Origin of the sequence: Myroides guanonis (assembly GCF_900114085.1) — a bacterium.
Classification (GTDB): Bacteria; Bacteroidota; Bacteroidia; order Flavobacteriales; family Flavobacteriaceae; genus Flavobacterium; species Flavobacterium guanonis.
Genome location: NZ_FORU01000002.1, coordinates 346,298 through 358,307 on the forward strand (window position 1 = coordinate 346,298; position 12,010 = coordinate 358,307).

Consider the following 12,010-nt stretch of genomic DNA (forward strand, 5'->3'; position numbering starts at 1 on the left):
CTATTACACTTGACTGTACTTTCTAAATTAATTCAGTTTCCAATTATAGCCCACTCCCACGGCAATTGGAATCAATTCAGCTTGCATCTCTACGCGGTAATCGTTTTTAACTTCATCGTAATTATCAGAGAATTTTTTAGAGCGGATAGGAACAAAAAGACCCGCAGTGATTTTGTTACCTTTTTTACCCACATGGATATCAATGTTAACACCAAATGTCACACCATAAGAAACCATATCATATTCAGAAGCACCTTCCACTTTAATAACCCCATTATAACCATAAAAAGCAGTAGGATTGAAAGACACGCGTTCACCCGCCTTAATTTTATAGGAAGCCCCTACATTAAACCCTGCACTGTATAGATTATAACCTAAACCGGCAAAAATACCGACATTTTCAATAGGCAAATATTCCAATTTAGCACCCACTCCACCATAGTCTAATCCAAGCCCAAGTCCCATATAGACTTTTCCAGAATTGTTTTGATTTTGAGTAGGAACATCTTGCGCAAAAGACGCAGTAGCTATAAAAAGCAAACTAAAGCTAAGTTTTTTAATAAAGTTAATCATATAAAATGTGTTAGTAATTGAAATCTTTTTAGTTCAGCAGACGAATGATTCCGTCGATTGACAGCAGCTTCTTTCACGAAATCTATCAATGCCACAATATTAAGACTTTTAACACAATTTTAAAAGACCCAGATAAAAAATATCCTAATATCTTTTTCATCCAAACTAATCTATCCTCAACAATCTATCCTCAACAATCTATCCTCACTAGTCATTGCGAACTTGATTCGCTATCTCAACACAACTCCCTTTCACACACGTATAAAGTCTAAACTTTGATTTATTAGATTATCGAATTCTCTTGATTTTTATAGAAAAACAACCTACACAACCTTATCTAAACATAAAACCAGAGTTGAGACTATTGTAATGCTATAAAACGACAAAATTACCAATACGTCCAACAGTATGAAATGCATGGGCTAGGGATCATAGCAATCTAGAAGTACTTTCTGTTATTTCAATAGTTTTCGTTTTTCAACGTCTTGCAATATATTCATTTGTTGAATGGCTATTTTATTCAGTTTTATCAATCTTTCTCTTTGTGGAATTTTCTCGTTAATAAAAACAGCGTTCAAGTTTTCCATATTAGACAAGCAAATTAGTTCATTGATTGTTGCATAGTCACGGATGTTACCTTTCAAACCTGAATTCGCTTCTCTCCATTGTTTTGCCGTTATGCCAAATAGCGCGACATTCAAAACATCAGCTTCATTAGCATAAAGGATTGAAGTTTGTGTAGGCGAAAGTTCTTGCGGAATTAGATTATGTTTTATTGCATCCGTATGAATATGATAATTCAATTTAGCTAATTCTCTTTTAGCAGTCCACCCTAATTGCTTTTGTTCTTCTTCTTTTAATCTTTGAAATTCGGTTATCAGATAAAGTTTGAAAGCTACGCTTATAGCTGAACCAAATTCAAAAGCAATGTCTTTATGAGCATACGTTCCCCCATATTTCCCTCTTCTTACGATTATTCCAATGGCATTTGTTTTCTCAATCCATTCAGAAACACTCAGCACAAAACTTGGCAAACCTGCCTGCATTTTAAAGTGGTCAAATTCCACCACTTTAAAATCTGGATTATTAATTTGTTCCCAAGTTCCTAAAAACTCAAGAGTATAACGGGTTCTGATCCAGTTTTTGATAATATCAGCAGCTCGACTTTCACCTTCTTTGGCATTTGCCATATCTGTAAGCGAAATATAATCTCGCTCTTCAATTGATATAATCGTTATTTCCTTATTTTTTACATTGAGTTTTGCCATACTGTAAAGTTGCAAAAAAAATTGTTTACCAAAAGATAAAATGAACTATTGAAACGACTCTTCATCATTTGTAAGCTTCGTTTTGACAAAATCTCGAGTGTAATCGATACTTGTAGATACTGATATCCCTCCGCTAGCGCAAGCGTCACGCTTGTGACTTCTTCATTACTTAATATGCAAATTTATTTTTTATAGACTATCAAAATAATTTCTTTTATGGAACGAGCAAGATGCTCCAACCAGCAGAAGAAACAGAACTCAATCACTTCTTCTTGTTTATTGATACTTTTATAGCTAAAAGAAAAATACAATCTATTATATAAAAAATCCCAACCAAAAGGTTAGGATTTTTGTTTCTTTATTACTCATAGCACAAGCAAGATGCTTACGCTAGCTTAGGAAGCAATTGACGATAATTTGCTTTTAAAGCAATTTAAAGCTGAAGAGCAAATGAAAAAAGAAGATAAAAATGTAGTTACCAAATTAATAGCTGCTTTCAGATTAAAAGCTAATTTGCAACAGCAACTTTCTTAAATACAAAAAAAGCCTCGAATTGGGGCTTTTTCTTCATATACTTTCCATTAGCTTTTTAAAGTATGTTATTTGCCCTAAAATAAGGGGGCTAACAAATATAGCTACACAAGTTATCCAAAACATTATCCCTTCTGGTGGTAGTGGAACGTTCTTTCCTATAATAACTCTTGATAAAATAGATAATGAAACATAAACCAGTAAATTAAATATAGAAAACAACAATGGTTTATACAGCTTGACATTTCCCATATATTTAAACAACAGAAAATACAATATTAAAAACGGTAAACCATAAAACAATACTCTCCAAAAATTCCATTGTGCTGACCCCAACCAAGCTCTTCTTATATTAAAAAAGTCAATTTTAGAAAAGTCAAACAGAACTAATTCGATAAAAATAAAAACAATTTCTATCAAAAATATTACGATATAAAGAGTTAAAAAATTTACAATCTTATTCATAGTGTACTTTTTTAATTAATTCCTAACCTAATTTTATCCTATCTGCATAATTCTTAAAGTTAAATGACTTACCACCATCAAAACTCTCTGTCATAACGTCTTTTACGGCGCCTGGCCCAAGAGATCCACTCATCAACCCCGATGGCGCGGATTTACACCTTAAATCCGCATGTCTCAAATCTAAAATTATTTTCTAGTACTTTTATGGTTTTTAGACTCTCATTTTATTTCATCATCTACATAAAATTAGCAAGAGTCATATTTTTACATGGTTTCTCAGGAAAGAACCTTGAAAATGAGCAATAGTTATCCACTCAATAATCTTGATGTGTTTTGATTTTTTAAACAATATTTTAATTGTAACTCTTTATGATCTAAGTTTTATAATGTAAATCACCATAGATTCTTAGCTTGTTTTGTCTGGCATTTTTAATCCATTTTGCTGGTATGGTAATGAATCGAAAAATGAACTTTTTAATTCTAAATTGTGGGCTTAAATACCTGAATCTAGATGAAAACAAGTTAATAATGTAGTTGTAAAGATTTCTGCAAATCGCAGTAAACAAAAGAAAAACAGTGTTTTGTTCAAGTTTTGAGAAAGGAAGATTGTTCCACCCAAAGTCATTCTTTAAAACATCAAACTCTTTCTCGATAGCTCCCCTTTGATTATAGAAATAAGCAACTTCGTTTTTTGTCATTTCGTAGTCATTGGTAAGAATAGCTGAGTACTTACAGGCTTCATTGGTGAATAAGTCTATCTGTTTATCACTCCGTGCTAATTTGGTAACCACAAGTCTATAAGACTTTAATTGGTCAAGTGTTTTGTTTCTTGTTGCAGTTCTAACAAATGGCGTAAATGTAATATCACCTCTATATCCCATTTCAGTTCCTAAATCCACTTCTTCCCAATTATCAATATTGGCAATTTCCCTAGCCAACGCATCACTCATACAGGCTCTCATATACAACTTCTCAACGTTTTTACTTATAAGGTCGATCACATTCATTTGATATGTAGCACCATCAGCTCGGAAAGCATGTATTTTAATATTTTGTTGATCAAGTAAAGAGAACATCCTAGCTAATGTTTCAACTTGCAATGTCTTAGCATCACTATTTCCATTTCTATTCTCAATAAAGGCGACATTCTTGCCAATTATTCCAACTCCAGGACAGTAACCATTCTTGCTTTTATAACTCCAACGACTGTCTTTCTTATCGTTAAAAATTAGCGTATTGTCGTAATCTAAAGTAAGTTTTTCATCTTTGTTAAATCTGATTTTATTCAAAATTTGAAGATTAAGTTTATTGAGGGGGTCATTGAAACTAAACTCATGACGAGATGTGCCTCTAGGAACAGTAAAGTTTTCTTTTGGAAAAGAGAGATTCTTAAATCGCTCTAAGATTCTATCTGGACTAGGAATTTTTAAGAATGGGTTTTGTCTAAAATGATGCTTAAAGTTCCCAGAAAGATCTTCAATACAATCTCCTCCACAAAAATAAATACTCCAAAAAGAATATAGAATATCTTTCCATTGATATTTAGATTGAGCAGGTAAACAAGGAAGATTTTCATTAAGAAATTCACCTAAATGTAGAGATTCAAATTCTTTTAAAACAAAGTTTAGACCCCCAAATGGACTTATATCCGAAGAATTTATTACTTTCATAATTGGTATTTGGTGCAACACCAATTTAGGTGAAAATACCTAAACCGCAAAGTATTTGTAATCAAATCTTTGCGGTTGTTTTTATAATATACATGTGGATTTAAGGTGCAAATCCGCGCCATCGAGGCTTGCAATACTAATAAGGCACGAGCAAGATGCTCGCGCCAGCAGAGGGTAAATCACAGTAATCTGGTTGCTTTTTCTAACCTCATAATTTATAATCGTAATCTTTAAAATCTACACCCATACTTTTCAACTTAGCTACTAGTTTTTCACGCTCTTCATATCCTTCAGAACTTTCTTTATATGCCATATATTTTTTTATATAATCTTGTATAAAAAGATACTCATAATCAGACCATTTTTTCATTGGTTGATGAACATTAACTTTTAGAGAATCAATAAAGTAATTAACAACATTGAATTTGTCCTTATATCCAGTAAAGGCTGATGCGAAAGGTGTAGATTGATCATTTTCTAATTTTTTATATGGATTTGCACCATAATTAATTAATAGCTTTACAAAATCTACGTCAAATTTAGAGGCTTGCATTAATGGTGTAGTTGCATTTTGAAAATGCCCCTTTTCATCTGTAAAGTCCTTCTCTATTGCATAGTTTGGATCGGCACCATTTTCTAAAAGCAATTTAGTGTATCGTTTGTCTATAGTATATGGTTCTGGTTTTTCATAAAATTTAATAGATTCGATTAAAACACTTTTCTTAGTAAGTGGGTTTACGAAATTAGGGTCAGCCCCGAGTTCTAAGAGTTTTTTTAATGTCTCATAATTTTCCGTATATAGTGCAAGGGTTAATACACTCGAGCCACTTATGGGATTTATTACTTCTAATAAAGTAGAATCATTTCCAATCAAATTTTCTATAGCCTGTAAATCTCCTTTTTCTACAGATTTCGCTAACTCATACGCTTTAGTTTCTTTAAACATACTAACGTTTCTATTTACCTCTTGTCTACAACTATTGAGACATAAAAAAAATAAAAAAAAACAATATGGCATCCTCTTTAATATTCTCATTTGTTCTGTGCATTAAATTTATCGGTTACTACGTTCATCATATGGTTTCTAATTCTCTGACCAGTACGTATTACTTCGTCTGCTCCTATAAATGGTATTTGAGGAACATAACTTGCAGGGAATATTGTTATGTTTCCCTGTGCTCTTATTCCTATTTGACCTTGTAGATGACTTACTATTTCACCCTGAATAACATACGCAGATATGTTTGCAGTTTTCCCGCTTAAACCAAGATTTGATTTTGTTTTACTTGATAACCCTGCTGCATTAAACGTAACTGCTTTCCCATCTGTAGCTAGTGCATTCGCACTCGCCAGACCACCACCCAAGGAATGTCCTGTAAACGAAACTCCTGCATAATCTTTATTTGATGCTAGAGAAATCGCTTTTTCTACAGACTCAGAGTATTGAGGTGAATTTCCAGTAGCTACTTGTTGAGCGTTGTTTTTCCAGTCTTTTCCAGATGTAGGGTTTGTGCCTTGGGTGGAATATATATACTCTGTATTTCCATTGTATTCGCCTTTATATAATGCTGCCTTATAACCAGTTTCGCTGTTTCCATCAATTCTCACAACCTCCCATCCATTACTTGATTTATCACCAACTGCTAAATTTTCAGTATAAACGTGGTCTGCTAATGGAACATATACTTCATCAGGACAATCAGGACAACGTCCGTCTGGATCCGTTAGGTTCACTGGATTGTTCCAAGCATAGGCGTACAGTGACTTATCGACTTGGCTTGGATGTTCCGCTAGCGGATCCACATTAAACCACCTTCCGATAGCAGCATCATAATTCCTTGCACCATAATCAAACACATTCAAATTCAACTCATCCAACTCAGCACTACGTGCGGTTCGTTCGTCAAAAGCTATTCGCTTTCTTCTCCGAAATCATTGTACTGATACTTTTCCGCAGCTTTGTTAGCCGTAGTCGCAATACTGTTTTCAGTACGTTGTAACCCAAATGGGTAATAATCTGCTTCCGATAATATTTCATTAGCCTCAACAATATCATTCTTATTGATATCGGAATAACTAAGCCTCCCCAACACACCAACTGGCTCGTTCACTAAAAATGTCTACTAGACATTTTCTTAACGCTCCGCCCTCAAGGTGGTCACTGTATTGATATACAAACGCAGTTCATCGAATACCAAAACAAATAACATTTCTAATGAGATATATCTGGTATTTCTAGCATCGTAATACCCTTCTGGTGTTGGACACGAGCGAAGCGAACTGACGAAGTAAGTATACTCGCCCGAGTTCACTACCACATGCACCCCCAATAGATAATTTCGTTTGTAGTTTTACTAAAAGCGACTCCTTTTGAATAACCGTGATTCCAATATGATGGCATCAATGTATTATAACTGAATTTGTAAAACTTTGAGTATTCTCCTTTTTTAGCTTCAAAAATATAAATATCATAATCGCTTGTTAAATTCTCAAAATACATATTGATATTTGGAATAGGAGTTTTATCAGAATAATTACACTCTAAGGAATCAAAGTCTATGGGTTCTTCAACTCTTCCGCTATCTATTAAACTCTCATTAGTTTCTGTTGAATTTATAACTAATAAACAATTCTCGTTTAATTTATATTGAACAAATGACTGATTTACAAATTCAGAGACTAATGAATCTGAGGACTGTAAACAGTTTGTGTACTTTAGAAAAATTGCAACATTATTTCTTTCTTCGTTTGTATTAGTTCTAATCGTGTATTCTTGAGTACATATTGTTACAGGAAAATGATCATATAAAAATTCGTCCATAATCAACTCCGCTGGATATTCCACATTCACATCTTTTTTCGAACATGAAATATTTAATATTAGAAAACAAAAAACAAATAACTCTTTTCTAGTCTCTATCATTTTTTATAATTTTTAGCTGCTTCTGATAATTCATCCGCTAACCATTTAGCAGTTTCTTTTAAACTTGTACCTATCCAAAAATCACTATTAGGGTTTATAGAAGTTGGATAAATATATTTTCTATTTAAGTCCTTTTGCCGTAATAAAATTATAGTTTTCGAATCCGAAAATATACTTTTATGACTTTCTATATCAATAATTTTTTCCGTTTTAAATCCTCCGGGTTCTATATATCTTGTCTTATTGCTAAGAACTTTTTCTAAATCACTTATATTAACAATGCTTTCATCAAAAGAAAATCCTTTTTGAGTAAATTCATATTTTTTAATCCTTTGTTCTTCAATATGCATATAACCTTGTGCTGTCATAAATTGTTCTGAGTTTCCAATTTTTATATTTTCACGTTCCAAAATATTTTCTCCCGTAAACTTTTCAAAAACCTTTCCCATCACATTATTATCTCCAAGTCTTTCATAATCACTAGCATTACCTCCTAAACCATATTTATCAACAGATTCTTGTGTCATTGATCCATGAACATCTCGCAGATAAACCAATTCATCTGTTTCATTATTATGATACCAATCATCCAACATCCCTGTCGGATCTATTCTGTTAATAGGGTTGTTGCTTGTATAATGATATGGTGTCTTGTTTGGCTGAACTTCCGCTAGCGGATCCACATTAAACCACCTCCCTATGGCAGCATCATAATTCCTCGCACCGTAATCAAACACATTCAAGTTCAACTCATCCAACCCAGCACTACGTGCGGTTCGTTCGTCAAAAGCTATTCGCTTTCTTCTCCGAAATCATTGTATTGATACTTTTCCGCAGCTTTGTTAGCGGTTGTCGCAATACTGTTTTCAGTGTGTTGCAGTCCAAATGGGTAATAATCCGCTTCGGATAGTATTTCGTTAGCTTCAACAATATCATTCTTATTGATATCGGAATAACTAAGCCTCCCCAACACACCAACTGGCTCGTTCACTAAAAATGTCTAGTAGACATTTTTTTAACGCTCCGCCCTCAAGGTGGTCACTGTATTGATATACAAACGCAGTTCATCGAATACCAAAACAAATAACATTTCTAATGAGATATATCTGCTATTTCTAGCATCGTAATACCACGATGGCGCAGTTACTAACAATTGTTTCTATTATTTTTTTACTCGTATATTTTTTAAAATCTCTCATTATCTCTGCCAACGTTAGAGTTCCTACACTTTTACAAACTAAATGTAAATGACTATGCATTAAAACATAAGCCTAGATTTCTAAACCTTTCTGATGTTGACAAAATCGCAACGCATCTATAATGACTTGTTTTTGATTTATCCGCTATCTCATCACTTCTTCAGTGGTTCATTTGCATTCATCTCTCTTACTCATACCTGATTGGTCTTGCCAACCTTTTCCTCTTTCCGTTCAATACCGCAGAATCACTCCTTTAGCAACGAGAGGCGGTTTGAAACCCCCGCTTGCACAGCGATTTCGGTGGACCTACCACCATCTTTTATCCGACATTGAATAACAGTTAATATTTGTTATTCATTCACGGCACACCTTGCGCTAGCGGGAGTAAATGATAAATAAATAACGAGGAATTTTTGTGTCAGTTAACATCATAACAACATTGCCACATTACTCTATTTCAATTCCGTTCTCTTTTATATATTTTGATATATACAATTTAAAAAAGTCTAATTGTAAAGGAAGTACATCTCCTTTTAAAGTTACTATAGCTAGATTATTGTTTAAACAAAAAATTAAAACTTTTTCTAAAATTAGAACATAATCGCTTAAAAAATCAATCCGAAAAGAAACAGATAATATTTTATCCATATCATCGAAATAAACTTCAAGACAATTTGATTTTAAGTCACCATATTGTTTTATCTGTGAACTCCACGACTTATTTTCTTCTAAAAAAAGACCAACTGATTTAAATAATCTTACATCTCTCTTACTATTTTTCCAAAAATAACTATCATCAAAATCAGTGTCTTGATCTAAATTAATATTATTCACGCTAGCATCAATAATATAAAAAGTAATTTGCCATATAGCCATAACCAATTATTTTTTAGCTTTCATATGTTGCCAATATCCAGGTTGACGTCCTTCTTTAACTAAATCCGTTACTGATTTATATCCTTTAAAAGGTAGTGTTGCACGTTGAACAGGTACATTTTTAATCCCTAATTTTTGAGCACTATAAAATCTATGGTGTCCGTCAACAATATAATTTCTCCCTCCACTCTTAACATAATTTATTGGTTCTTTTACTCCATTTTTTGCAATATCATTTAATAACGATTGCATAGGGGCTTTACTTTTTGTTATAGTTTGAGTACCTTCTAAAGAACTAGTTCTCATTGATGGCGAAATACCTCCAACAAATATACTTGCCCCATTATTAGTTTCTCAGGATCTGTCCATTGACTTAGTGACTCACTAGCAGACATTGCTAAACATTACCTATTGTCGGATTTTGAAGGTAATTAATAGCATTTTGACGAGACCATTGTGTTGTAAAACCTCCTAAAGTAGCATTCATTTCATTAGTTGTGCTAAATCCAAGAAGATCTGCTTTCATGTTTTCATTCCACTCCTGGCTATCATAAAGACTTTTATTTCCGCTTTGATAAGATGCATTATAATCTCTAAAATTTTTTCTTTTATCATTAGAAACCGTTATAACATCATCACTTCCATCCTTTGTATTTAATAATGTTAAACCATCTTCATCTTTATATTGTGTTTCCAGCATACCAGTTGGATCGACAAAACTAATCGGGTTATTAAGCCCATAACGATATGGTGTTAAATCATAAGCCATCTCACTCAAAGGATCATGATTAAACCACCTTCCAATAGCGGCATCATAATTCCTCGCACCATAATCAAACACATTCAAATTCAACTCATCCTGAAACTCTTTTCCGTTGTATTGATACTTTTCCGCAGCTTTATTAGCCGTTGTAGCAATACTGTTTTCTGTGTGTTGCAATCCAAATGGGTAATAATCCGCTTCCGATAATATTTCGTTAGCCTCAACAATATCATTCTTATTGATATCGGAATAACTAAGCCTTGTGTTACCTAAGTGATCCGCGTACTGATATACATAGTAATCAGCTTCATACCTTTTCACCATTATAATCGTACCGTCAGGACGCACTGTTCCTTTAACATTTATTAACTTAGGAACTACATAACCTTCTGCTGTACTAATAAACTCTAATACATTGTTGGTATATTGAAAACCTCCTAAATAGTCGGTAGTGGTTACTGCCGTTCCTTGTGTTACTTTCTTCTGAACCTTTGCACCTCCTGCGCTATAAATATATTCAATTTTACCGTTTCCAAAGGTGATTTCAACGGGTAAATTCAAATGGTTATACTTGATATTTGTTATTCCTTTGTTCTTATCCTTTTTCAGGTTTCCAAATGTATCATAGGTATAATCATCCCCTGTATGCGTACCTTGTTTGAATCCATCGGCATTGTTGGTGGCATCGACGACCTTTTTCAACATATTTCCTTCATAGGTATATGTTAAATCATCTAACTCAATTCCTTGATTCACCTGTTTTTTACCAAAGCGCTCTAACTTTAGAATGTTTCCATTGCTGTCATAACTCAAACTTTCATTATAAGCCTTAGAAATTGGTTGTGTAGTCCCTGGCAATTGAAAAGTTGCTTTCTTCAAACGATCAAAACCATCGTACTCATATCCGTAGCGCTTGGTTTTATCTGCTTTGGCTGTACGCCAGGTTTGCTCAGTGATGTTTCCATTAAAAAGCTTTTTCACTCCTTTTATAGTGTCGTTGTCCAATTTATTGTAGCTCAACTTCATCGCAAAAAGCGACTTTGGCTGGTCTAATTGTTGTAAATTGGAAACATCATTAACCCCCGTTAACCACCCTCTTATATTATAAGAATAATTTACTTTTTGCAGGAAAGACGATTCTGATGGAGAGCCACTAGGTGGAAGGACGACACCTCCCAGATTTGACCTACTAGCTTCAGAAAGAGGAATTCCTATAAAAACTCCTAGCTTTCCTCCAACACGCTTTTGCTTCACACGTCCTAATTCATCGTAAATATTCTGAAATGGTACCACATTATCTCCAGCTCCAATTTGATGAGTCTGATAAATCTCCCCTTCCCCTGGTGCCAATCACCTACCTCAACTTCCTATACACTCTCGAATTTCCTTTAATCCCCTACTCAAAGTCCACTCAACCTTGACCCGTCCTGAAATAGCTGTACAGTTCAAAACAAGAAAAAATGGAAAAATCAGGACAAAAAACCAGTCAACGTTACCATCTAAAGTTCATAGAAAAAGTGGTCCAGGAAGTTGAGTTTGGAGCTACACAAATTTCAGTTATAAATAAATATAATTTAAATAAAACCACGGTCAATGGTTGGATGCAAAAATACGGTAGTCAAGAGTTTTTTAATACTCGACAAGCTCGTAGATATTCAACTAATCTAAAGCGGAAAGTACTTTTGAGTATTAAAGAAGGAAAGATGAGTATTCAGGAAGCTAAGGTGGCTTATGAAATCACA

The 12,010-nt window shown here is 33.7% G+C and carries 14 protein-coding genes; 1 reads left to right on the top strand and 13 read right to left on the bottom strand.

The features are described from left to right. Nucleotides 1-27: 27 nt before the first annotated feature. The 13 genes from BM024_RS03535 to BM024_RS03595 form a co-directional block, all read right to left on the bottom strand. Nucleotides 28-573, bottom strand: a complete 546-nt coding sequence (locus BM024_RS03535; protein ID WP_090678069.1) for a hypothetical protein — start codon at nt 571-573, stop codon at nt 28-30. Nucleotides 574-1,028: 455 nt separating this feature from the next. Continuing rightward, on the bottom strand, nt 1,029-1,841 hold the full coding sequence (locus BM024_RS03540) for a KilA-N domain-containing protein (protein WP_090678070.1): 813 nt from the start codon (nt 1,839-1,841) through the stop codon (nt 1,029-1,031). A gap of 567 nt (nt 1,842-2,408) precedes the next feature. Further along, nucleotides 2,409-2,837: a hypothetical protein gene (locus BM024_RS03545; RefSeq protein WP_090678071.1), complete on the bottom strand. Its 429-nt coding sequence runs from the start codon at nt 2,835-2,837 to the stop codon at nt 2,409-2,411. A 374-nt stretch (nt 2,838-3,211) separates the two neighbouring features. After that, complete coding sequence (locus BM024_RS03550; RefSeq protein ID WP_090678072.1) at nt 3,212-4,507, bottom strand: IS1380 family transposase; 1,296 nt, start codon at nt 4,505-4,507, stop codon at nt 3,212-3,214. 208 nt (nt 4,508-4,715) lie between these two features. Continuing rightward, nucleotides 4,716-5,453, bottom strand: coding sequence for an ankyrin repeat domain-containing protein (locus BM024_RS03555; protein WP_090678073.1), 738 nt, complete (start codon nt 5,451-5,453; stop codon nt 4,716-4,718). 86 nt (nt 5,454-5,539) lie between these two features. Beyond that, entirely contained in the window at nt 5,540-6,385 is an 846-nt protein-coding gene (locus BM024_RS03560; RefSeq protein ID WP_177190153.1) for an RHS repeat protein, read from the bottom strand. Between the two features lie 32 nt (nt 6,386-6,417). Next, on the bottom strand, nt 6,418-6,618 hold the full coding sequence (locus tag BM024_RS03565) for a hypothetical protein (RefSeq protein WP_090678075.1): 201 nt from the start codon (nt 6,616-6,618) through the stop codon (nt 6,418-6,420). Nucleotides 6,619-6,818: 200 nt separating this feature from the next. Next, entirely contained in the window at nt 6,819-7,430 is a 612-nt protein-coding gene (locus tag BM024_RS03570) for a hypothetical protein (RefSeq protein ID WP_090678076.1), read from the bottom strand. Next, on the bottom strand, nt 7,427-8,188 hold the full coding sequence (locus BM024_RS03575; protein WP_245753852.1) for an RHS repeat domain-containing protein: 762 nt from the start codon (nt 8,186-8,188) through the stop codon (nt 7,427-7,429). The genes BM024_RS03570 and BM024_RS03575 overlap by 4 nt, the downstream gene beginning before the upstream one ends. Before the next feature lie 32 nt (nt 8,189-8,220). Further along, nucleotides 8,221-8,421: a hypothetical protein gene (locus BM024_RS03580; protein ID WP_090678077.1), complete on the bottom strand. Its 201-nt coding sequence runs from the start codon at nt 8,419-8,421 to the stop codon at nt 8,221-8,223. 655 nt (nt 8,422-9,076) lie between these two features. After that, nucleotides 9,077-9,505: a hypothetical protein gene (locus tag BM024_RS03585; protein WP_090678078.1), complete on the bottom strand. Its 429-nt coding sequence runs from the start codon at nt 9,503-9,505 to the stop codon at nt 9,077-9,079. Between the two features lie 6 nt (nt 9,506-9,511). Next, entirely contained in the window at nt 9,512-9,757 is a 246-nt protein-coding gene (locus BM024_RS03590) for a ParB/RepB/Spo0J family partition protein (protein ID WP_218148702.1), read from the bottom strand. Nucleotides 9,758-9,902: 145 nt separating this feature from the next. Beyond that, nucleotides 9,903-11,618, bottom strand: coding sequence for an RHS repeat domain-containing protein (locus BM024_RS03595; protein ID WP_090678080.1), 1,716 nt, complete (start codon nt 11,616-11,618; stop codon nt 9,903-9,905). A gap of 110 nt (nt 11,619-11,728) precedes the next feature. On the opposite strand from BM024_RS03595, the gene BM024_RS03600 reads away from it, so the two are divergent. Continuing rightward, nucleotides 11,729-12,010 (top strand): hypothetical protein (locus BM024_RS03600; protein WP_394333265.1); only part of this gene is annotated, 282 nt, incomplete at its 3' end.

What these genes read in the sequence shown, in the direction of transcription:
- BM024_RS03545 (WP_090678071.1), bottom strand. Translation starts at nt 2,837, where the DNA reads ATGAATAAGATTGTAAATTTTTTAACTCTTTATATCGTAATATTTTTG.
- BM024_RS03535 (WP_090678069.1), bottom strand. Translation starts at nt 573, where the DNA reads ATGATTAACTTTATTAAAAAACTTAGCTTTAGTTTGCTTTTTATAGCT.
- BM024_RS03590 (WP_218148702.1), bottom strand. Translation starts at nt 9,757, where the DNA reads ATGCAATCGTTATTAAATGATATTGCAAAAAATGGAGTAAAAGAACCA.
- BM024_RS03550 (WP_090678072.1), bottom strand. Translation starts at nt 4,507, where the DNA reads ATGAAAGTAATAAATTCTTCGGATATAAGTCCATTTGGGGGTCTAAAC.
- BM024_RS03585 (WP_090678078.1), bottom strand. Translation starts at nt 9,505, where the DNA reads ATGGCTATATGGCAAATTACTTTTTATATTATTGATGCTAGCGTGAAT.
- BM024_RS03540 (WP_090678070.1), bottom strand. Translation starts at nt 1,841, where the DNA reads ATGGCAAAACTCAATGTAAAAAATAAGGAAATAACGATTATATCAATT.
- BM024_RS03555 (WP_090678073.1), bottom strand. Translation starts at nt 5,453, where the DNA reads ATGTTTAAAGAAACTAAAGCGTATGAGTTAGCGAAATCTGTAGAAAAA.
- BM024_RS03570 (WP_090678076.1), bottom strand. Translation starts at nt 7,430, where the DNA reads ATGATAGAGACTAGAAAAGAGTTATTTGTTTTTTGTTTTCTAATATTA.